At 44.8% G+C, this 21,378-nt stretch carries 18 protein-coding genes and 2 pseudogenes; 9 read left to right on the top strand and 11 right to left on the bottom strand.

What is annotated here, in order from left to right:
- Positions 1–57 precede the first annotated feature (57 nt).
- From HUN05_22405 to HUN05_22375, 7 genes are all read right to left on the bottom strand, one after another.
- Complete coding sequence (locus tag HUN05_22405) at positions 58–1,185, bottom strand: pyruvate carboxyltransferase (GenBank protein ID WDP87540.1); 1,128 nt, start codon at positions 1,183–1,185, stop codon at positions 58–60.
- A 75-nt stretch (positions 1,186–1,260) separates the two neighbouring features.
- On the bottom strand, positions 1,261–2,850 hold the full coding sequence (locus HUN05_22400) for a propionyl-CoA carboxylase (protein ID WDP87539.1): 1,590 nt from the start codon (positions 2,848–2,850) through the stop codon (positions 1,261–1,263).
- Positions 2,851–2,854: 4 nt separating this feature from the next.
- The gene (locus HUN05_22395) at positions 2,855–3,640 is read right to left on the bottom strand and encodes an enoyl-CoA hydratase/isomerase family protein (protein WDP87538.1); all 786 of its coding nucleotides are present in this window, start codon (positions 3,638–3,640) and stop codon (positions 2,855–2,857) included.
- A gap of 38 nt (positions 3,641–3,678) precedes the next feature.
- Complete coding sequence (locus tag HUN05_22390) at positions 3,679–4,827, bottom strand: acyl-CoA dehydrogenase family protein (GenBank protein ID WDP87537.1); 1,149 nt, start codon at positions 4,825–4,827, stop codon at positions 3,679–3,681.
- Positions 4,828–6,020: 1,193 nt separating this feature from the next.
- Positions 6,021–7,361 (bottom strand): DUF2971 domain-containing protein, encoded by a 1,341-nt coding sequence (locus tag HUN05_22385; GenBank protein WDP87536.1) that lies wholly within the window; start codon positions 7,359–7,361, stop codon positions 6,021–6,023.
- A gap of 737 nt (positions 7,362–8,098) precedes the next feature.
- Entirely contained in the window at positions 8,099–9,268 is a 1,170-nt protein-coding gene (locus HUN05_22380) for an aminopeptidase P family protein (protein WDP87535.1), read from the bottom strand.
- 16 nt (positions 9,269–9,284) lie between these two features.
- A complete protein-coding gene (locus tag HUN05_22375; GenBank protein ID WDP87534.1) occupies positions 9,285–9,890 on the bottom strand; it encodes a TetR/AcrR family transcriptional regulator in 606 nt (201 codons plus the stop codon).
- 414 nt (positions 9,891–10,304) lie between these two features.
- On the opposite strand from HUN05_22375, the gene HUN05_22370 reads away from it, so the two are divergent.
- Positions 10,305–10,805, top strand: a complete 501-nt coding sequence (locus tag HUN05_22370) for a hypothetical protein (GenBank protein ID WDP87533.1) — start codon at positions 10,305–10,307, stop codon at positions 10,803–10,805.
- Positions 10,786–11,481 (top strand): hypothetical protein, encoded by a 696-nt coding sequence (locus HUN05_22365; GenBank protein ID WDP87532.1) that lies wholly within the window; start codon positions 10,786–10,788, stop codon positions 11,479–11,481. The genes HUN05_22370 and HUN05_22365 overlap by 20 nt, the downstream gene beginning before the upstream one ends.
- A 60-nt stretch (positions 11,482–11,541) precedes the next feature.
- Here the strand turns inward: HUN05_22365 and HUN05_22360 are convergent, their stop codons facing one another.
- A complete protein-coding gene (locus tag HUN05_22360) occupies positions 11,542–12,711 on the bottom strand; it encodes an IS4 family transposase (GenBank protein ID WDP88191.1) in 1,170 nt (389 codons plus the stop codon).
- A gap of 279 nt (positions 12,712–12,990) precedes the next feature.
- On the opposite strand from HUN05_22360, the gene HUN05_22355 reads away from it, so the two are divergent.
- Entirely contained in the window at positions 12,991–14,199 is a 1,209-nt protein-coding gene (locus tag HUN05_22355; protein WDP87531.1) for a response regulator, read from the top strand.
- Positions 14,200–14,205: 6 nt separating this feature from the next.
- Here the strand turns inward: HUN05_22355 and HUN05_22350 are convergent.
- Positions 14,206–14,830, bottom strand: a pseudogene (locus HUN05_22350) (LysE family translocator).
- 255 nt (positions 14,831–15,085) lie between these two features.
- Between HUN05_22350 and HUN05_22345 the strand changes: the two are divergent.
- The 3 genes from HUN05_22345 (at position 15,086) to HUN05_22335 (ending at position 16,894) form a co-directional block, all read left to right on the top strand.
- Positions 15,086–15,952 (top strand): TIGR02285 family protein, encoded by an 867-nt coding sequence (locus HUN05_22345; protein ID WDP87530.1) that lies wholly within the window; start codon positions 15,086–15,088, stop codon positions 15,950–15,952.
- 84 nt (positions 15,953–16,036) lie between these two features.
- On the top strand, positions 16,037–16,273 hold the full coding sequence (locus tag HUN05_22340; GenBank protein ID WDP87529.1) for a hypothetical protein: 237 nt from the start codon (positions 16,037–16,039) through the stop codon (positions 16,271–16,273).
- Positions 16,274–16,390: 117 nt separating this feature from the next.
- Complete coding sequence (locus HUN05_22335) at positions 16,391–16,894, top strand: hypothetical protein (protein WDP87528.1); 504 nt, start codon at positions 16,391–16,393, stop codon at positions 16,892–16,894.
- A gap of 3 nt (positions 16,895–16,897) precedes the next feature.
- Here HUN05_22335 and HUN05_22330 read toward each other — a convergent pair whose 3' ends face one another.
- Positions 16,898–17,368 carry a hypothetical protein gene (locus tag HUN05_22330; protein WDP87527.1) on the bottom strand — a complete coding sequence of 157 codons (471 nt, stop codon included), beginning with the start codon at positions 17,366–17,368 and terminating at the stop codon, positions 16,898–16,900.
- Between the two features lie 127 nt (positions 17,369–17,495).
- On the opposite strand from HUN05_22330, the gene HUN05_22325 reads away from it, so the two are divergent.
- On the top strand, positions 17,496–18,707 hold the full coding sequence (locus HUN05_22325) for an IS256 family transposase (GenBank protein WDP87526.1): 1,212 nt from the start codon (positions 17,496–17,498) through the stop codon (positions 18,705–18,707).
- Between the two features lie 105 nt (positions 18,708–18,812).
- Here HUN05_22325 and HUN05_22320 read toward each other — a convergent pair whose 3' ends face one another.
- On the bottom strand, positions 18,813–19,229 hold the full coding sequence (locus HUN05_22320) for a chemotaxis protein CheX (protein WDP87525.1): 417 nt from the start codon (positions 19,227–19,229) through the stop codon (positions 18,813–18,815).
- Between the two features lie 346 nt (positions 19,230–19,575).
- On the opposite strand from HUN05_22320, the gene HUN05_22315 reads away from it, so the two are divergent.
- Together HUN05_22315 and HUN05_22310 are read left to right on the top strand one after the other, a co-directional pair.
- A complete protein-coding gene (locus HUN05_22315; protein WDP87524.1) occupies positions 19,576–20,088 on the top strand; it encodes a hypothetical protein in 513 nt (170 codons plus the stop codon).
- Positions 20,085–21,092 (top strand): annotated as a pseudogene (locus HUN05_22310) (IS3 family transposase). The gene HUN05_22315 and the pseudogene HUN05_22310 overlap by 4 nt, the downstream one beginning before the upstream one ends.
- The last annotated feature ends 286 nt before the right edge of the window (positions 21,093–21,378 follow it).

Genomic DNA, 21,378 nt, shown 5'->3' with positions numbered 1-21,378 from the left:
AATCCCTTGTTCAGGGGCTGCTAATACCAGGTCCGGGGCTAACCCCTGGGGGGTGCCCTATGAACTGGGCAGGATCTGGTCCGGTGTCTCCCCCAGTTTTTCTTTGAGTTTGGCAAGGCCGGGACGGGCATATTCCATGTGGCCCTCTTTCAGGGTCCGGCCGTTGATGACGGCTTCACTTCTAAGCCGGGTGCCCACGGTTTTTTCCAACTGTTTGCCCAGCCAGAGAATTCTGTCCACATCATACCCATGTTCTATACCCATTTCATCAATTTGCACAAGGGTATCTTCCAAACAGACCAGGCCCACATAGCGCTCGTCATCGTAATAATAGTCACCGGTTCCCTTGATGGGCCGGTCATCCAGGAAATTGGCCGGCTGTCCCCCAAGGCCGCCCAAAGTGGCTTCAAAATGGGTGATTCCGGCCTGGAGTGCTGCCAGCACCGAGGCTGCGGCCACCCGCTTGGTCTCATGGAAATGGGCAATGTGAAGGCGGGTGTCCGGGATTTCATCCAGGATCATGGAAAAGTATCTGTATACGTCGGCTGCTGAAGCGGACCCGTCATGGTCGGCATGCTCAATGTCCGAAGCACCGATATCCAGCCAGTGCTTGGTAAACTCAACCGCATCTTTCATATCTGTTGCCCCGCCGATGGGGGAGCCCCAGATGGTGGAAACCGTGCCGCACATTTTAATGCCCGCAGCCGAACATTTTTGGATACACCGCTCAGCCTCGGCCCAATAGTTGGGCAGGCTGGTGCCCGAGTTGGCAAAATGGTGCTGCTCTTCAGTGGAGACCATCATCAGCACCCGGTCCGGGCCAATACCTTTTTGGCTCAGGGCAATGGCCCGGTCCACGGACGCCTCCCGGATGGTGATGGCCGTGAGCACCACATCTTTCATGTCAATGCCCTTTTTGGCTGCCCTGGACACAAAATGGTCCGAGCGCAAATGGGTTAACAATTCCTCTGCATCTGAAAACTGGGGCATGAGCCTTGGGTTGCCCAGGTTGGTGACCTCGATGTTGCGGCAGCCGGCAAAGATCAATTCTTCAAGATAGGTGATTTTTGCCTGGGTGGAGATGAATTTTTCCAGGTGCTGGAATCCGTCTCTTACCGTGATATCGCCGATGGTGACTTTTTTGGGCATTCTGGGAAAAATTTTCCAATAATCATATTCTGTCATGCTCTCTCCTTTATCTTTTAAAGATCTGGTATGGCAAAATGTTGGTTTGCAAATCCTTTGATTGGTTTTCCCTTTTTAAAATCTGAAATTACCGAATGTCGCATCGCCAATGGGTTTGAGAAGGCTGACCTCAAAGGCCATGGACAGCCAGTCCCGGATTTCATTGAACTTTAATACCCGGTCATTGAGAAGTCTTGATCCGCAGAAAAAGGGATGGGCTTCCCCGTCATACTTGTCGATCATCTTGTTCTGGAATGTTTCAACTTCCTCTTCTGTCATGGGAATGCCGCTGCGTTTGCGTTTGGCCTGTTCAATGGAGAGCAGGACCCCGCCCGCGCTTTTACCGCTCATGACCCCTGTTCTTGCCCTCATGGTGGAAAAGAGAAAATGGGGCCGATAGGCCCTGCCGCACATCCCGTAATTGGCTGCCCCGTTGTCAGGTCCTATGACCAGCTGGATTCTGGGGACCTGGGCGCAGGAGACCGCCCTGACCATGTCTGCCCCGTACTTGCCGATACCGGCATGTTCGGAGTCCGAGCCCACCATATAGCCGGGCGCTCCCTGGATAAAGAGCAGGGGGATTTTTTCATAGGCGCATCTGACCACCCATTCGGTCACCTTTTTGGCGGCCTCGTGAAAGATGATGCCGGCCCCGTTGGAACAGACCACACCCACGGGCAGGCCTTTGATGCGGATTTTTCCGGTCAGGATATTGGAGCCCCTGCCCGGGGCAAAATTTTTCTTGGCCTCGATAAAATAAGAGCCGTCAGCAATGGCCGAGATCACCTCATACCCGTTAAGTCCCTGGTGGGGGGAGGCGGGCAGAACATCGTAAAGACAGTCTTTGGCAACCGCAGGCTCCTGTTCCTGGTACCGGTGAAGGTGGGTCGTCTGGGGCCGGGTTAAAGAGAGAAGCTCCCTGACCCGGGTGATGGCATCGGCCTGGTCGCTGCAGATATGATCGGCCCCGCCTGAAATTCCGGTGTGAACCTTGGCCCCGCCTAAGTCTTCGGCTGAGATATCCTCGCCCGTGGCCATTTTGACCAGGGGAGGCCCGCCCAGAAAAGAAAAGGACTGCTGGTCAATCATGATGGATTCGCAGGCCATGAATACGATATAGGCCCCGCCCGCGGTATTGCCCCCGGTGGACAGGGTGACCTGGCGAAGTCCCTTGGCGCTCATCCTTGCCATGTTGTAGAAGATGGACCCAAAGTGCTGGTCATTGGGAAACACCTCAGCCTGCATGGGCAGAAACACCCCGCCGGAGTCGGCAATATACACGCAGTTGAGCCCGCAGTTTTCCGCAATGGCCTGGGCCCGCATATGTTTTTTCAAGGTAATGGGAAAATAGGTCCCGGCCTTGACCCTGGCGTCATTGGCCATGATCATGGTCCAGTTGCCGTGGATTCTGCCGATGCCCGTGACAATGCCGGCACAGGGCACATCATCCACCCCGGGATATCCCATGCCAAACCCTGCCAGCAAAGAGAGTTCATAAAATTGGGTCTCAGGATCTATGAGATCCGTGATCAGCTCTCGTACCGGCCGTTTATTTCGTTTGGCCAGGGTGTCAAGGGCCTTTTGCCCCCCCGGCCAGATAGCTTCCTGCTGGCGGGCGGTCAGGGTCTCTTCTTCCTTGAGCCAGAATGATCGGGTATCGGTCATGGGCTTATTTTCCTTTGTATACAGGTTTACGTTTTTCCCTGAACGCTGTAAGTCCTTCTGTCCGGTCTTCAGTGGGAATGGTCACCCGATAGGCATTGGATTCTATGGCAAGGCCTGTGGCAAGATCGGTTTCAATGCCCTTGTCAATGGCATATTTGGCCATCTCCACGGCAATGGGGCCAGTCTCGGCAATCATGTCGGCCATGGCAAGGCAGGTATCCATGAGCTTGTCCTCCAAGGCCACCTGGTTGACCAGCCCGATATCCAGAGCCTCTTGGGCATTGACCCGCCGCCCTGTGAATATCAGCTCCTTGGCCTTGGCCACCCCTACAATCCTCGGCAGCCGCTGGGTGCCCCCGCCCCCCGGGATAATGGCCAGCCGGGTCTCGGTCAGCCCCATGGAGGCGGTTTCAGAGGCAATCCTGATATCCGAGGCCAGGGCCACTTCCATGCCGCCGCCCAGGGCAATTCCGTTGACTCCAGCGATCACGGGCAAAGGCAGGTTCTGGATGGAGGTGAGCAGGTTGCGGATGGTGAGGATGAATCGTTTCACCTCATCCGGGGGCAGGGTGGCCCTTTCCTTGAGGTCTGCACCTGCGCAGAAGGCGCGGTCCCCGGCCCCTGTGATGATAACGCACCTGATATCGGTTCTGTACTGGAGCGCCTCAATCTGGTCTTTGAGTGCATACAAAAGATCAAAGTTCAGGCAGTTCATTACCCGGGGCCGGTTCAGGGTCAGAATCGCGGCCTTGTTTTTTTCTTCTACAATTAAAAGGTCGTTCTGGGTCATTTATATTTTCCTTTAGCATTTTGGATCAGCATCCCGGACTAGCATCCTATATATCTTGAGATCACCAGACGCTGGACTTCAGAGGTGCCTTCTCCGATTTCCAGCAGCTTTTGATCCCGGTAAAATCGTTCTACATTGTACTCTTTCATCAAACCGTATCCCCCGTGGATCTGGACGGCATGGTCTGCGGTCCGGCCCATGACCTCGGAGCAGTAAAGCTTGCCCATGGCCGCCTCTTTTTCAAAGGGCCTGTGGTTGGATTTCAGCCAACAGGCCTTATACAGCAGATTCCTGGCACATTCAATCTCCATGGCGCAGTCGGCCAGCTTAAATGCCACGGCCTGGAATTTGGATATGGGCTGGTTAAATTGCTCTCTTTCCCTTGCATATTTAAGTGCCAGGTCATAGGCCCCCTGGGCGCCACCAAGGCCCATGGCCCCGATGGAAAGTCTTCCCCCGTCCAGGGTCGAGAGCATCTGGTGGAATCCGTCCCCCTTGTTGCCCAGGATATTTTTTTTGGGCACCCGGACATCGTCAAAGTAGAGTTCTGCCGTGTTGGAGGCCCGCCACATCATTTTTTTATGCATGGGCACCGCTTTGAATCCCGGAGTGCCGGCCTCGACCAGGATGCAGGAATATTCAGGTTTCCCGTTTTCCCTTTCCCCTGTGATGGCCTGAACCGTGACCCCCATGGTCATGTCGCAGGCGGCATTGGTGATAAATATCTTGGACCCGTTGATCACCCATTCATCCCCGTCTAAAATAGCGGTGGTCTTTGACCCGCCCGCATCTGATCCTGCCGTGGGTTCGGTGAGCCCAAACCCCCACAATCCTTCACCGGCACAGAGTTTGGGCAGATATTTTTGTTTTTGTTCTTCCGTCCCAAAATAGTAAATCGGCCCGATGCCCAGGGAATTTCCCGCAGCAATGGTGGCGGCTTGTGAGCCGTCTATCCTGGCGATTTCCTCAACGGAAATAATATAGGATATATAATCCATTGCCTGGCCTTCATAGTCTTCGGAAACAAACATGCCGAACAAGCCTAAGTCCCCCATCTTCCGGGTCAGGTCTTGAGAAAATTCCTCTTTTTCATCAAGCTCTCCTGCAATGGGGGCAATTTCCTTTAGAGCAAAGGTTCTGACTTCTTTACGGATCATTTCCTGTTCTTTGGTAAGGTCAAAATCCACCCTGTCCTCCTTGTTTAGGTTAAGGGTTAAGTCTCTTGTGCAATGCAGATTCAGCTATTCATGCTCGGAAGATACAAAAACTGATCGAGCGCTCAGTCTATTTTTTAAGAGTCTATATTTAAAGGAATTAATTTGTCAAACACTTTTTATTTTCCTCTGAAAAATATGAAAATCCAGAGTGGAAATTTAAAGGCAAGAAGGGTTGAGTCAAACCGGGCAGATTGTTTTTATCCATGATCATCACGTTTTGTGCGGGCATGATATCTGAGTCGACTTTTTCCCCCTTGCTTGCTAATCATCGCCTGCACATTTTTTCAAGATTTCATCTGGTATCATTGATAAATTGATCATCCCATGGCCGTTTTTATGGGGATAATTATTTTTAAGTCCAAAGAATTCAAATCTATCCGGTATTACCCTTTTCCTGGTACTTGGTTTAAAAAAGGTCTGTGCCCTAACCCGGCGGGGCACGGTTGGGTACTTCACCTAAAGCATTCCCGGTCGTCCTGACCGGAAATGCAGCGGACGCTCTGATGATTTGCGGTCCTGCAATCATTATAGAGCTCACGCCGGTTCAGCATCCCACCCGCCTGCTCCCCTGGTAAACGTTCATGGCTGTAAATTCTCCAAAAAAAAATTTAGGACTTCAGACAAAACAAGGGGGGTGAGAAACGGCAATCAGCGGATTTATATTTTGATCAATCGTTTTTGTAAACCCGGGTCTCCAGGCTGTGGCGGGGAGGGCTTGCCAGCGGCGTGAGTACAGCCGGATGTCAGGATGACAAATCCGGTTGTACGCCCGCTCTGCAGCGGATCAGGACGATCCGCGGAAGTTTAGCTGGAAGTCCTCTTCGTTACGGTCGGGTTCAGGGGATTTTTTTTCAAATCTTTTTTGAAAACATTGGCAGGAATCAGCTATATCTCGAAAATTTTTTATTTGCCCAAAATCAGCTTTATCCGGTATTAAATGTACTATTCATAAGAAAGGCCCAGCCCCAATATCTTGTGGCTGAGAAAATCTTAAAAAAAGCGTTCAATCATAGACAGATTGTGGGGTTCTTGATTCCTACTATTTTTTTCCATTTTTCATCCAGAATGATCATGAATTCAAATGATATCTTTGACAATTCAATCCTTCAGAATTTCGTGTATCGGATATTATACTTAAAGATTGCCGACTAATATTTTAAAAATTAACATAATAAATATGGTTTTAACTTCATAAATTCTTCCTCTTTTGAAAAGTAATGGAGATAGCCATCGTCATCAACTATGAAGTATTCACCATGAGTGTTATCTTCTATTTCATCGTATCGAATACCTCCATTGGTTTCAGAAGGTTTAAGCACTTTAATAGAGTTACTTCCGTCCGAAAACTTACGTTCTAAAAGGAAACTACCATTCTCTTTAAAGAGAATTAATCCGTGATTGGAGAACGGTGATGGGTCGAGCCATCTGCCAACTATATTCCGTGTATCCGCTTTAAAACTTTTAATTAATTCTATTTCCTGTTCGAGACTAAACCCTAAGATTTGTATTTTAAAATCACCTAACTCACAGTGGGTTGTTGCCCAAGTTTCAGCCCCGTTCATGTCTTCAGGGAGAAAATATGACATAAACACCTTATCAGCTCTCCTGAATAACTTTTTTTTCAAATCCGAGCCTATTTTCTGAAGTTGCTTCTCTGTAATTTTTTCCTGTAATTGTATCTCGATAGTTCCTTTTTTCGTATACTGATTATAAGATTTATGAAGAATTGAGTAGTTAATCATTCCTGTTTTTTCAGGAAGTTGAAATAGGTATGATTGATTTTTTCTATATTTATCTTTTATTGGGCGAGCTTTAAATTGGTAGGATTTATCTTTTAAAAATATTTGATAATATTTTATTCCTCTCCCTTTGAGTAAATCCATAATTTTTTCTTTATGCTCATCGGGCATTCTATAACCGAAATAAATAGCAGTTACTGCTGAATAATCGTAATCATTTTCACCAATAATATCTGTTATTATTCTATACTCTTCTTCGTGTTCCCAAAGTTTAGACTTAGTTCCAAATAGCTTCTGAAAAATATTTCTTATTTCCATTTTTGAAATATCAGAAAGTGTTATGGACGGAGGTTCATTTTGATAGGTTACTGGAAAATGATGAACTTTTTGATAGATGTTTTTTCTGATCAACAAATCCAGATCATATTGAATGCAAAATCCTTTATGAGAATCGGCATAATAGGCCCAAAGTAACTCATGATCATAGGAAGTTGATAAAGAGTAAATCCCTACCGATGATCGTTTATTTATAATTTTATCAAGCGCTAAATAGAGATGTTCTGCCGAGATATTTTTAAAAGGTGGAAGATTTAAGAAAGCATCAATTTGATGTTTTAAAGTTTCAGACGAAACAAGGGTTTCACAAGGGTCGTTTAAATTTTGGTAATTTGGAGCCCAAAAATAGTTTTTGCATAGAGCCTCAAGGTCTCTCTCAAAGACATCTTTACCTCTACCTCGATATTTATAGCCAATATCATGATTCATCTCGTCTTAGTCTCCAATGTGGGTAGCAGGATACCTTCTTGCTATCAGATAATTTAAAAGTCGGCAAACAGAATTGGTGGCAATAAACGGACTCTTTTTCTCCTGCCCCGTACTCCCGACATATGGTATGCGGCCATGTTCCGGGGTTGTGGGCCAAAATCAAAATTATGCCCTGTTAAATTTCCTTTTTAGAATTAATCAGAATCAAGCATACTTGCATAATTCTGGCTTCAATTTATATGGAAAAACGGTTTTGATTTGTATTGATATCTTAGCGTTTTTTGTTGGGGATTTTATGAGAATAAAATTTCCCCAAACCAGGATTCAAACGCCCGGACTCGGATTAAACCTCCGGATGAATCTTTCCTGAGCACCCTTTTTTTATGATTGTTGGGAATTTCATTCATCAAAGAAAAAAATCAACCGGATACTAAAAAAAGAGCGGTTGATTGACGTTCTGACCCATTCTTCCGATTTTATCCACCGCATTAGCATTTATCGGGTACACAAAAATCCAGGCAATCATGATAGGAAAAATTAATCCAAGTCAATGCAGATATTTGCAGTTGCAGTAAAATGAAATTAAACAAGCAAAATTTCATTTTACTGCACGGCAGTCATCGGTTCGCCCCAAGGGTGACGACCCTTGGGATTGGTTTGGCAAGAGATTATAACTTGCTGTATTTAAAATTATTTGTGATCCAGCCTCCTCAAATTGTCAGTTTCTGACCTTCAGGTTAAATATCAACCACAGTGACGGCCAGGGGGGTGGAGGCCAGCATTTCACCGCCGGACGGGGTGACCTGGACAGGGCACTCCAAGCGCAGACCGCCCACCCCTGGAACGGTGATGGACAAAAATCCCACCTCCACCACATTTTCTTCCAGAACAATGCCGGTAAACTCCTCGCTGTTTCCAATGGGCGGATACCATTCATAGCCGTGGACCCCGAGGCCATGGCCAAAGAAGGGAACCGCATATTGAACATAGCCGGTCCGGGTCAGGTCCTCATTTACCCTGTGCCAGACATCCCCCACGGTGTTGCCGGCTTTGAGGTTTGCAACTAGGGTTTCTGCCGTACTAAGGTAGGCATCGGCCAGTTTCTGCTGCTCCCGGCTGGGCTTGCCCAGAATAAAATTATGGGAAAGATCAGACATAAAGGTGTGAATCAGGGGATGAAAATCCACAATGACATTGTCACCGGCCTGGATAATCTTGTCCGTGGGCTGGGTGGTGCCGCACATGGGATAGGCGGTTCTGTATCCTGAGGCGGCTTCACTGGACCCGGTGACGGCCCAGTGGTATTCGCTTCCCAGGTGGCGCAATTCCATCTCTCCGATCCCCACGGCCTGGGCTTCGGTCATGCCCACACTCAAGGATTCTCCCACCAGGGCAACGGCAGAATCTGCCAGGGCTGTGGCCTGTTTCATCACCATGATTTCCTGGGGATCCTTGATATATCCGGCCTGGTCAACCACGGCATTTGCATTGACAAAGGTGGCATGGGGAAGGTTTTCCTTGAGCAGATCATATTCTGTGGCCGCTAGATATCCGGTATTGCCCCGGGGAGAGTGGCCCAGTTCCACCCCGATTTTACCTTTGTCCCAGCCCTTTGACTTGATTTGAAGAACCGCCATGTCCAGCATGTCCATTCCGGGCAGGGGGGTATAGGCCGTGACCTGTTCCAGCCAGGATTCAGCCCGCACCCGTTCATGGTCAATGAGAAAATTGATCAGCTCCACATGACCGTCCCTGGATACCAAAGCCGCGGCCCTCCAGGGGATAAAGGCCCCGGAAACAAAGGTCACGCTCACCATGCGGGTACCGATCAAAACATCAATATCCATCTCTTCCATTTTTTTTTGCATCCGCTGGATCCGGCTGGGGTAGTTGATGGTAAAATTCATTGGCAGGTCTCCTTTTTTAAAAAAAAGTCTTAGGGGTATCAGTCCCGGTTAACAATCCGTTTAAAATCAGTTCAATTCCCTGTTCATACATGAGTGAGGATGAACGGCCCTCCGATTTTACATAGGTTTTGATGATGAACATCACATAGATGGAATATAGGAATTCCGCAGTGGAATTTATATCAATTTTTCGGAATACACCCTGGTCCACGCCCTTGTGCAGCAATGCCTTGATCATATCCAACGAGGTGTTGTCTATCCCGGGAAACCGGACTTTTCTGGGGGAGAGGGGGAAAATGGAAGGGTCATTCATGAGTATTTTGCGCATGTTCTGATCCTGGGACAGGTATTGGTAGCTTTTTTGGCAGAGACAGATAAATTTTTCTTTGATATCATCGGTTTTTTCCACACTTGCCCTGACCTTGGTCTGCCATTGCATAATTCCGTAGGCAACACTTCGTTCGTACAGGTCCCGCTTGTCTTTTACATAGCGGTACAGGGTGCCGGAAACCATATCCAGTTCAGAGGAAACATCCTTTAGCCGTGTCCGTTTATACCCGTATCGGGCAAATACCGGTATGGCTGCAGAATATATTTGTTCAAGGGTAAATTTTTTAGACATGACCCGCCTTTCGTGAAAAAATGAAAAATTCAATCATTTATTCATTTTTACAAATCGTCCGGGCCAAAGTCAAGGGCTTTTGGCTGTATCCCCCAATATGCAGCAAATTAATAATTTGCTCACCAAAATAATCTATTGTATGCTGACAAAATTGAAACAACTCATTTTATAATTAAAAATCAAAACTCCATCTAAGCGGTTAATTGATATTAAAGGTGTTTTTGGAGGTATTATGATCAATAAGAAGACATTTCTTCTTAGTTTGTTTTTTTTGTTTTTTTTGTTTCATCCGCGATGTCTGCATCAATGACCAAAAAGAAGATACTGATTTTATATTCATTTCAGCCGCGAATGCCTGCCTATGAAGTTTTGGATAAAAATTTTCGTAATCTTGAGTTTGATCAAGAGACCCGGGTGGACTATTTTACAGAATATCTGGAACGATCCAGATTCAGGGATGAAGAGAGTATCAGGCGACAGGCAGATTTAATCAATCACAGATATAAACAAATTAAACCTGATATCGTCATTGCGGTCATGTCTCCTGCGCTGGATTTTATCCAAAAATATTGCCAGTCCACCTTTAAGAACACGCCCATTGTTTATGCCCTAATTGATAAAAAAGCCACTCCTGAAAACCTTGAAATTAAAGCCACCGGGGTGAATCTCCATATTGATCTGCCCAAGACCTTAAACGCGGCCTTGTCAATCCAGCCTGAGACCCGGGATGTCTATGTCGTCGCTGGCAAATCAGCTTTGGGACGTTCATGGGAGGCCCAGGCCAAAGAAAATTTCCAGGGTTTATCCAATAAAATTAATTTTCATTATTTGTCAGATTTATCAATGGATGAAATCTTAGACAAGGTCAGCAAACTCCCCCCCCCGGGCAATCGTGTTGTATTTATTGATTATTAAAGATGCATCAGGCAGGTCATTTGTTCCCAGGGATGTATTGGAGGAAATTTCACGGTCATCAAGCGTACCTGTGTATGGATTATGGGATACCTATGTCGGGCATGGCATCATTGGCGGCCGTTTGTGCAGCTCTGATGTGCTGGGAAAACATGTCAATACCATGGTTGTCCGCATTTTAAACGGCGAACCTCTGGATAAAATGGATCCCATATCATTGGGCCCCAGTATCCATATGTTTGACTGGCGGCAGATGAAACGCTTTGGGATAAGTGAAAAGAACATCCCTGATGAACATATTCTTTTATTTAAAACCCAAACGGTTTGGGGCAAATACAAAATGTTTATTGTGGGCTTTTTTCTGTTTATACTTGCCGAATCAATACTCATACTTTTTTTGGCAATGAATATTAAAAAACGAAAGATTGCTGAAATTAATCTGGCGCATAGCAATGACCGTTACAAAACCCTGTTCCAGGATTCACCAGTCCCCTTATGGGAAGAAGATTTCAGTGGCATTTATGACTATTTTTCCACGCTCAGAAAAAATGGAGTTAGGGATTTTCAATCTTATTTTAATGAAAATCCTGCTGAAGTATTAAAGTGTGCACAAAAAGTTAAAATTATCGCTGTCAACCAGGCCACCCTTGTTCTGCACAAGGCTGAGAATAAAAAGTAGCTGTTTGGAAATCTTGATAAAATTTTTACTCAAGACTCATTAAAAGTCAGTGATGTCCGGTTAGGTTTTTGCTTGCTCAATAATTTTTTGATCTTTGACAATATTGTCCCTGTTTGAACTATGAGAGCCCTGCTCCTCGCAGCCAAACAGGTCATTTAGAATGGCGGTTCGCAGCTGCCGAACTCTTTTGATCGTGACCTTTTCATTAAACTGTTTTTGGCAATGGATTGCCAGTAACAGGTAAGTGATAAGGCCGCCAAGAATCTGAACCATAAGGCCGTATTCACTGCGGGCAATGAGATGATATACCTTCAGATGTTCTTTCCACCATTTGAAAAAATCCTCAATGGTCCACCGGAGTTTATAAATTGTTGCTATTTGTTCCGCTGTTAAATCATGCCTGTCAGTTGCCACATAGTATTTGACGCCAGCAATTTTATAGCCAACAACCCGAACAGGCCTTTTCGTCTGGTTTTGATTCGGAGTACCAAGTTTAACCAGTGCATCATAAAAAATGTAGCTGTCGGAAGGGGTCTCGTGGTTATCAATAATTGTTCTTGTTGTCCTGGTTTTTATACGGCAGACAAAATGTTTGCCTTGCTCCTGAAGCAGGTCAAATTCTTTATGGGATTGATATCCACGATCCATAACACCTGTTTGCCCCTTGGAAAGTATTTTGGGAACAAAAGTGCGTTCAGCGCCGTTGCCTTCAGTCAAAAAGATTTTGTTTGGGATTCCGTGATTAATGTCAAATCCGCAATGTACTTTGGCTTTTTTACTTCCTTTTCTGTAGTTCGCCCAGTGCATTGAAAGGACTGCATTTATGAGACTACCGTCAATGGAAACCAACTCTCCTAACTCGGCGTGTTCACCCGGATGACACTCAAGAGCCTGTTTATAAAGATCCTCAAAGATAAATTGCAGTTGTTCGAGTCCCCTGTGATTGATGGCTTCACAGAAACTACTACGGCTGATACCACCGTCTGGCGCAATATTTTCTTTAGCAAAAACATTCTCCTTGAGATCCTGAATTAAATGTCGGGCAGACTTGTGCTCCTGAAGATGGAAATAAACCAAAGCATTTATCTGGTCTTCGAATGTCATTTTTAAAGGGCGGTCTCCTCGAGATTGTAATTCCGGTGCTTTTGAAAGTGACTTTATCAGAGGGCACCTGAAATTGTCAAAGTTCAGGGACCGTAGTTGTTTTTTAGGGACTGAGATGTGCGTCATTTGAGCTCCTTGAGTTAAATTTTCAAGGCGCACAAAAATTTTTACGCACATTTGTCAACACAAAACCGACTGTTTTTTCAATGATTTTAGATGCTTTTTATATGCAACAACCTAACCGGACACTACTGATTAAAAGTATTTAAAGAAGAGATAATTACTCTGTCCCGAGGAAAATTTGAATTTGAGTCTGAAGGTGAGGTTAGGACCTTATCAGGAGAACCACGACATATTTTTATCAAATTGCTGATCGATCAAAAGCAAAAAAAACTTGGCAGGGCCTTGATTTCCACAACTGATCTGACCCAAAGAAAAAAAACAGAGGAAAAGCTGCGCCAAGCCCAGAAAATGGAATCCATCGGCATCCTTGCCGGCGGCATTGCCCACGATTTTAACAATATTTTGTCATCCATTATCGGGTTTTCAGAGCTGGCCCTGGATGGCGCTGAAAAAGGGAGCGAGTTAGAGGAAGATCTGCAAGAGGTTTGCATGGCAGGAATGCGGGCCAAGGAACTTGTCAAACAGATCCTGGCCTTTGCCCGTCAATCTGACGAAGAGATCAAACCCACCCAGGTCAGCATCATTGCCAAAGAGGTGCTTAAATTTATAAAATCATCGATTCCTACAACCATACAGATCAAGGATAATCTAAATAGTGATTCCTTTGTCATGGGATCGTCTACCCAGATTCACCAGGTATTGATGAATCTTTGCACCAATGCCGCCCATGCCATGGAAGAAAACGGAGGCATCCTTGACCTTAGCCTAAAGGATAAAATGATCGACACCATGGCCACTGTGCCGGATTTGAGACCCGGACATTACATCGAGATCAAGGTATCTGACACAGGCATGGGCATCCCCCTGGAAAATACTCACACTATTTTTGAACCCTATTTTACAACCAAAGCCAAGGGTGAAGGCACGGGAATGGGGTTGGCGGTTGTTCACGGTATCGTTGAAAGCTGTCAAGGGCAGATTATTGTGGACAGCACACTGGGGAAGGGGACCTGCTTTACCATTTACCTGCCCGTTTCCCAAAAAAGAGCCTCCTCTAATCATTTTGAAACAGAACAATTGCCCCGGGGCAGTGAACGCATCCTCTTCGTTGATGATGAAGCCTCCATTGTTAAAATCGGGAGCAAGGTGCTTGAACAATTAGGCTATGTTGTGACCACCAGAACAAACAGTCTTGAAGCCCTGGAATTGTTTAAAGAAAAACCCAAAGCATTTGATCTGGTTATTTCCGATATGACAATGCCGAATTTGACCGGCGATAAACTGGCAGGGGAACTGCTGAATATCAGACCTGATATTTCTGTGATTTTGTGTACGGGATACAGCAAAAAAATATCCGAAGCAGATGCTGCGAAAATGGGTGTCAAGGCGTTAGCCTACAAACCCATTGTAAAAGCTGATTTGGCAAATACCGTTCGAAAGGTCTTGGATGAGTCAACCGGGTATTCATCTTGTGGCAATGAATATATTTAAAGGATATCAGCCAACGGCCAGCCATATGCCCACACCCATCATTAACAGTCTTGAAATACTGTTGAGCAGAAAGCGGTTTGCTCGTTTTGCCAGAAACCGGCTCAGGGTGCTGCCCCCGTTTGAATAGAGAAGCAGGCAGGAAAATTCAGTGGTCAGAATGATGGTGACCAGAATGGTGAGTTGGGGCATAAGGGGTTTTTCAGGATTGATAAAAGGGGGCAAAAGAGAGATCATGAATGCCCAGCCCTTGGGATTTGCAATGGCCGTGATAAACCCCTGCACCACCAAAGATTTTTTGCTGACATCTAATAATTTTTTTGGGTCAAAATCTTGGGGCATTTTTCCTTTGGACCGCAGCATCTTAAGGCCAAGATAGCAAAGAAAGGCGCCGCCGGCATATTTTAAGGCGAGAAATAAAACCGGATATTTTAACATCAGCCCTGCCACGCCGACAACCGAAGCAATGGAAACTATGGCAACGCCGAAAAGCTCTCCCCACATCATATAAAAGGTTTTTTTTACCCCAATGGTCATCCCCATGGTCAGGGCCAGGGTCATGCACATGCCCGGGGGTCACAGAGACAAAAAAGAAGGTGGGTATAAAAAGGGTTAAAACCGAAGTATCGATCATATGAAAATCCCTTGATTGTTATCAAAAATATCCATGCATATTTACAGGAATCGGTTCGAGATTGAAAGAGGTTTCTTGTTGCCTGATTTGGAGATGTAAACTTGATAAACCAGAAGGTAAGTGCCCGGAAGACGTTGTTTTTAGCAGTCTGTTCTGGTATTATTTTTTTATCTTCAATGAAAAATTTTTTAGACAACACCAAGGATCAGGCGATTTTTTTTGGAAAAAACAGCTGACCCATATGGGAGCGTGCCCATGAATAGTTTTGGTATTCAAAAGCGATTTGTTTTTATACTGGTTGTTTTTTTAAGTTTTGTTAGCCTGAAATTAGAGGCCAAAGAACGGATCACATGGATGGTGCTGGACTGGAAACCCTGGATGATTATTGAGGGCGAAGACAAAGGCAGCGGCCGGTTTAATCATATCCTTAATGTGGCACAGGAGAATTTGCCCGGATATGACCATGTGACAGAAAAGATGAATTGGGCCCGATTTTGGTATGAGGTCGAGAATAATAAAAATGTTTGTTATCTCTTTGGGTTAAAAACCGGTAAAAGAGATGATCTTGTATATTATTCAGCGCCCCATACATTTGTTTTGCCCAATGCAATCATTATGAAAAAAGAGACTGCAAAAATTTTAGGCGACCCGGAATCCTACTCCATTGTTCAGCTGCTTGGGCAAAATTCTCTGAAAGGCTATGCTGAAAAAAACAGATCCTTTACCCGGAAAATAGATTCTTTGATCGCAAATCAAAAAACAGGTTCTAATCTTACCCGGGTCTCTGAAAGCGCAGAATCTTTGGTTAAAATGGTCATCATGGGCCGTATTGATTACACAATAGAATACCCGATAGTGTCTTCATATTATCAAAAAAAGATAGGGTTGCCCGGCAAGCTGGTCAGTATTCCAATCACTGAAATGCCACCATTTTCATATGTTTATATGAATTGTACAAAAAATGAGTGGGGTAAGCAGGTGATTGAAAAATGGAATGGTGTGCTTCAGAAAATTAAACCCACCAAAGCCTACCGGAAAATTACGGAAATAGGGCATACCCAGGAAAAACAATTAGTATTAATGCGAAAATACTATGATGCATTCATTCAGGAACAAAAATAATTGCAAAATTCAAATTATAAACACAAAATTGCTTACCGGTTATTGTTTTACATCTTGATTTTTAGCGGATGTGTCACCTTGGTTGTGACCTCAATACAGCTTAAAATCGAATTTGAAAGGGATATCAAAAGCCTTGATGATCAATTTGTAAGAATCGAAAAAAGTTTTAAAAAACAGATTGCAGAAGCCCTGTGGTTTTTTAATGAAAAAGCGTTAAACCTCCATTTGGAAGGCATTGCCAATCTGAGGGACATTGAATATCTTGAATTGTCCGGAGAAGGAAATCTGGCAATTTCTGTGGGGCAAAAGCATTCTGAATAAACAATCCAAAGACAGATTCCCATTGTTCATACCGGTAAGAACGCCCAACGACAGATCGGGAACTTAACAGTCGTGGCCAGCATGAGCAATGTATATTCCCGATTGATCAACAGGCTTATGATCATTTTAATCTCCCAAATTGTGAAAACCTTTATTGTTGCAATTTTTATTTATCTTTTGTTTCATTTTTTTGTGATCAGACATCTTCTGGTCATTGATAAATACCTTAAAGTTTACGAAATCGGTAAGAGTTCATCCGATCTGGATTTAAATAGAAAAGAGACGCTTGCAGGGGATGAGCTTGATCAGGTGGTCTCTTCAATTAATGAGTCTTCAAAAAAATTAAAGGACTCCTATGAATTTTTGGAGCATAAGGTCCAGGAGAGAACCAAAGATCTTCAGGATGCTTTGGAACAGGTCAAAACCCTAAACGGGTTGCTGCCCATTTGTTGTCATTGCAAAAAGATAAGGGATGACAAGGGCTATTGGACCCACCTTGAATCCTATATAGAACAATATTCAGATGCCTCTTTTAGCCATGGGATGTGCCCGGAATGTTCAGAAAAATTATACGGAAATGAAACATGGTATATTGAAATGAAAAAAGATGAAAAGAGTTGAGCGTTATCTGTTTTTTATGAATTTAGAGATTTGGCCTTTTCTAATTCGCCAGGTTTGATCATCATCCTGGAGCCCTTTTAAAAAACTTGTGCGCAAAAAACTTTTGATTTTGGCCGGGGCCACCCCGGATTGTTTTGAAAATTCTGCCACACTCAGGGTCTCCTCCAAAAGGGCTTTGGAGATTTTTTGGGGTCTGGGCTGTTTCGGGGGACGATATCCCTGGATTTTGAACAGCTCAGCCTCGGGGATATGCCATTGGCTGGCGGATATTTTTTTCCCGGATAAAAATCCTGTTTTTAAAAGGCGCCTGACCTTGATGGGGTCCATCCGGGTTGTTTTGGCAAAGCGGTCCACTGAAATATATCCTTCAGGCGCTTTTACTTCGGGCATGGTATCTTTCTGGAAATCTTTTTCGATCCGCTGGACCGATGCCTCAATATGAAATTTTCCCGCCCGGGTGTCAAAGGGGACCACAATGATGGGATTTTTCTTAAGGTCTGCCGGGATCTGGGGATCCGTATGGCTTATTTTAGAAGGGCGTTCAAAATTCTGTGTCAGTTGAATGAAAGCTGATATACTCAGCTAAATAAGGAGAACTGACATGACCGAAGAAAACACCGAATTTGATTTTCAAAAAGCCCTTAAAGGCATCCAGGAAGGTAAACCCTTCACAGGTAAGGGCGGCGTCCTTACATCATTAATCAAAAATCTTGCTGAAGCTGCTCTTGAAGGAGAGTTGGAGTCCCATCTCGGGCAGGAAGTTTCTGCCAACCGCCGTAATGGAAAAAGCAAAAAGACCATTAAATCCCTGGATGGTAAATTTGAGCTAGAAACCCCGCGTGACAGGGCCGGAACCTTCTCTCCACAGATCGTCAAAAAACATCAGACAACGCTCAGCGATGAAATTGAAAGAAAGATAATAGCCCTTTACGGCCTGGGCATGAGTTATAATGATATGGCTTCCCATTTACAGGAAATCTATGGACTTGAGATTTCAAATGCCACTCTGAGCACCATTACCGATAAAATCATCCATACCGTCAAAGAATGGCAGGCCAGGCCGTTGGAAAATGTGTACCCAATCGTATGGCTTGATGCCATACATTATAAAGTACGAGAAAACGGAAAGGTCGGCAGCAAAGCCGTTTACACAATTCTTGGGGTGAATATCGAGGGCCGCAAAGAGGTTCTTGGGCTGTACATATCCGAGAATGAGGGTGCGAACTTCTGGCTGCAGGTGTTAACAGACCTTTCAAACCGAGGGGTAAAAGATATCCTGATTGCCTGTGTTGATGGTCTAAAAGGTTTTCCCGAGGCCATTGAGACCATATTCCCGGACACAGAAGTTCAACTCTGCGTAGTCCACCAGATCCGAAATTCATTGAAATACGTTGGTTCCAAAAATAAAAAGGAATTTATGGCAGATCTAAAACGTGTTTATAAAGCGGTCAATAAGGATCTGGCCGAAGAAGAACTGGATATCTTGGAAAATAAATGGAATGACAAATACCCGATTGTGATAAAATCCTGGCGGAACAACTGGGAACGCCTCAGTCATTTCTTTAAATATCCAGAAGAGATTCGACGGATAATATACACCACAAATACCATTGAGGCTGTGCATCGACAGTTTCGAAAACTGACCAAAACAAAGGGATCATTCCCGAACCAGGACAGCCTGTTAAAGCTGCTTTACATGGGGATCCAGAACGCCAGTAAAAAATGGACAATGCCGATTCAAAATTGGTCACTGACAATTTCCCAGTTGGCAATTTTCTTTGAAGGCCGGCTGGATAAAGAGCTGGGAATTTGATAGGGATTTATTTACAGATGGAAAAGATGGTTCCAGGAACTCCACTCCAGCAAAAGTCAACTCCTCCGACGTGGCTGATTGAAGGCCCATTCTCGGACCTGACTTTTACTTCCGCTGGCGCTGAGGCAGATCCGGGAACCGAAACCGTGACACAGAATTCTGAACATTCCCGATTTTGGGGACGGCCACATCAAAAAAGTATCCTTTTTTGGAAAGCTCCGCTTTTGCAGATCCTGTGATCATGTTGGTCAGTTCGCCTGCCAGATCGTACAACTCTTCTGTTGACGCCTGGGAATGATCAAATATGCTGGCAAGGATGCGGGCAAGAAAAGCGCTTGCAAAGCCAATGATGAAAAATCCTTTGATGCCATGGCCGTTAAGATGGATAAATCCGTTGATATCCTTGTCTGCTAAGGGACAAGTCCTGATGCCGGGCGTACCGGGATGGGAGTCAATGCCTGCAAATGTCGAAAACACATTCATTGAGGCAGAGATGAACGGGTTAATATATTTTACATCCATAAAGTTTAATTTACCTAATAAAGAGTGCAAAGAGTATACGCCCGGTTTGTGGAATTTTCAAGCTCCATATTATTTCTGATCCACCATAGAGCACCTTGGGTCTATAGCTCTATGAACCTTAGGTTTTTAACCCTGCATTTTTGGTTTGCGCAATATTGTGCAAAACGCCTTATCAGTTTCCACGATTTTGAGATCCTCAACACAGTCACCACCTGTCAAATTCAGAAATACAAGGGATATCACAACCGAGAATCTGTCCAGCCCTGGGACTGAGCCCTCTGTGACAATGTGAGTGAGACACTTACCCATTGATAAATTAGTGTAGGGCGGGTAAGGATTATTACTTATGAAACCGATAAAAATGAACCCACTACCTGAATCCGAAAATCAGGCAGCCCCCAAGGAGGCCCCAATGGAAGGAGCCCATGGGGCGACTGAAGTTGGGGCCTCCTTGGGGAGCCAGGATTCAATCCCTGATCCTGAAGTACCTGAAAAAAAACCCCGGCGTAGATTCGTTGCTTCTTATAAACTGCGTATTCTCCAAGAGATTGAAAATTGTACCGAAATCGGAGGGATCGGCAAGATTCTTCGAAGAGAAGGCCTTTATTCATCAAATTTAACCGATTGGCGCAAAGCTCGGGACAAAGGACTTCTCAATGCCATGGCACCTCGAAAACGAGGAAGGAAACCAAAAAAGAAAAACCCATTGGCCATAGAGGTCGCCAGACTTCAAAAAGAGAAATTCAAATTAGAGCACAAGCTAAAGCAGGCGGAACTCATCATTGAAGCTCAAAAAAAAATTTCTCAGATCCTGGGAATCCAGCAGAATCTGGACGACCTCAAAGGAGAAGACTTATGAATGCCGCCCTAACGTTAAGTTGCGATATTGGAAAAAAGCCTTCATGTGAGGCTTTCGGTATTCCCCGATCATCTTTTTACAGATTTCATTCTCCAAAAAAACATATTGGAGTTAGTCGGACCGGATCTCCCCTTTCTTTGAATTCTGATGAACAACAAACGGTTTTGGATATTTTACATTCTGAAAAATATCAAGATCGAGCCCCATATCAGGTATATGCTTCTCTTCTTGATAACGGGCAATACTATTGTTCCATCAGAACGATGTATCGGCTTCTTCACAAAGAACATGGTTCTGTGCCGGAGCGAAGACGGCAGGTAAATCGCCCGAAATATAAAAAACCTGAATTGCTGGCAACAGGACCTAATCAGGTTTGGTCCTGGGATATTACCAAGTTGAAAAGTGTCACAAAATGGACCTACTTCTATCTATATGTAATCATGGATATTTTCAGCAGGTATGTTGTCGGCTGGATGGTCGCCCATAGAGAACAAACAGCATTGGCCAAAAAGCTAATTGAAAAGTCCTGTGAAAACCAGAAGATATTACCCGGTCAGCTTGGGCTACATGCAGATCGGGGAGCCAGTATGAAATCCAAAGGGGTTGCCCAGCTTCTTGTCGATTTAGGGGTAACCAAAACCCACAGTCGACCACATGTCAGCAATGATAACCCATACTCTGAAGCCCAGTTTAAAACATTGAAATATTGTCCACAATTTCCCAAAACTTTTGGTGCTATTCAGGATGCAAGAACCTTCTGCCAGGATTTTTTTGGATACTACAACAAAGAGCATTACCATTCTGGTATTGGCCTGGTAACCCCAGAACAATTTCATTATGGCATTGCTAAAGATATTTATGAATCTCGCTGCCGAACATTGGAGGATGCATTTATTTAAAACCCAAAACGATTTAAGGGAAAAATACCGAGGCCACCGGCCTTACCAGAAGAAGCCTGGATTAACAAACCGGAACAAAAAGAGAAGGATATTATTGGAGCTTAATTTTAGGCATAGAGTGTCTCATTGTCATTGACACATTCCGGAGCTTTTATTCTTAAATGCTTTTGAATGGACTTGGACAAGCTTAGAGTCTTGGCCAAATCAAGATAGAGCGGCAGGCCAGCCAAAGTTGTCATGTCAGGTTTTGATTTTGACAACAGCGCTCTTTGACTTTTCTGGGCCGGGATACCACACCTCCCGCACCACCGGAATGCAACTCATTATGGCGGGATATGCAGGGTAAGGATTTTGCCCTGCAAAGATTTTTTCTCCAGTTAGGCGTGCTCTA

It is taken from the genome of Desulfobacter sp., assembly GCA_028768545.1.
Classification (GTDB): Bacteria; Desulfobacterota; Desulfobacteria; order Desulfobacterales; family Desulfobacteraceae; genus Desulfobacter.
The sequence above is the reverse complement of the archived record's forward strand: the minus strand, read 5'-3'. Positions and strand labels throughout refer to the sequence as shown.

Coding starts and splice junctions, on each gene's coding strand:
- HUN05_22360 (WDP88191.1), bottom strand. CDS start 12,711: ATGACGCACATCTCAGTCCCTAAAAAACAACTACGGTCCCTGAACTTT.
- HUN05_22405 (WDP87540.1), bottom strand. CDS start 1,185: ATGACAGAATATGATTATTGGAAAATTTTTCCCAGAATGCCCAAAAAA.
- HUN05_22395 (WDP87538.1), bottom strand. CDS start 3,640: ATGACCCAGAACGACCTTTTAATTGTAGAAGAAAAAAACAAGGCCGCG.
- HUN05_22375 (WDP87534.1), bottom strand. CDS start 9,890: ATGTCTAAAAAATTTACCCTTGAACAAATATATTCTGCAGCCATACCG.
- HUN05_22325 (WDP87526.1), top strand. CDS start 17,496: ATGACCGAAGAAAACACCGAATTTGATTTTCAAAAAGCCCTTAAAGGC.
- HUN05_22385 (WDP87536.1), bottom strand. CDS start 7,361: ATGAATCATGATATTGGCTATAAATATCGAGGTAGAGGTAAAGATGTC.
- HUN05_22335 (WDP87528.1), top strand. CDS start 16,391: ATGATCATTTTAATCTCCCAAATTGTGAAAACCTTTATTGTTGCAATT.
- HUN05_22320 (WDP87525.1), bottom strand. CDS start 19,229: ATGGATGTAAAATATATTAACCCGTTCATCTCTGCCTCAATGAATGTG.
- HUN05_22380 (WDP87535.1), bottom strand. CDS start 9,268: ATGAATTTTACCATCAACTACCCCAGCCGGATCCAGCGGATGCAAAAA.
- HUN05_22345 (WDP87530.1), top strand. CDS start 15,086: ATGAATAGTTTTGGTATTCAAAAGCGATTTGTTTTTATACTGGTTGTT.
- HUN05_22315 (WDP87524.1), top strand. CDS start 19,576: ATGAAACCGATAAAAATGAACCCACTACCTGAATCCGAAAATCAGGCA.
- HUN05_22400 (WDP87539.1), bottom strand. CDS start 2,850: ATGACCGATACCCGATCATTCTGGCTCAAGGAAGAAGAGACCCTGACC.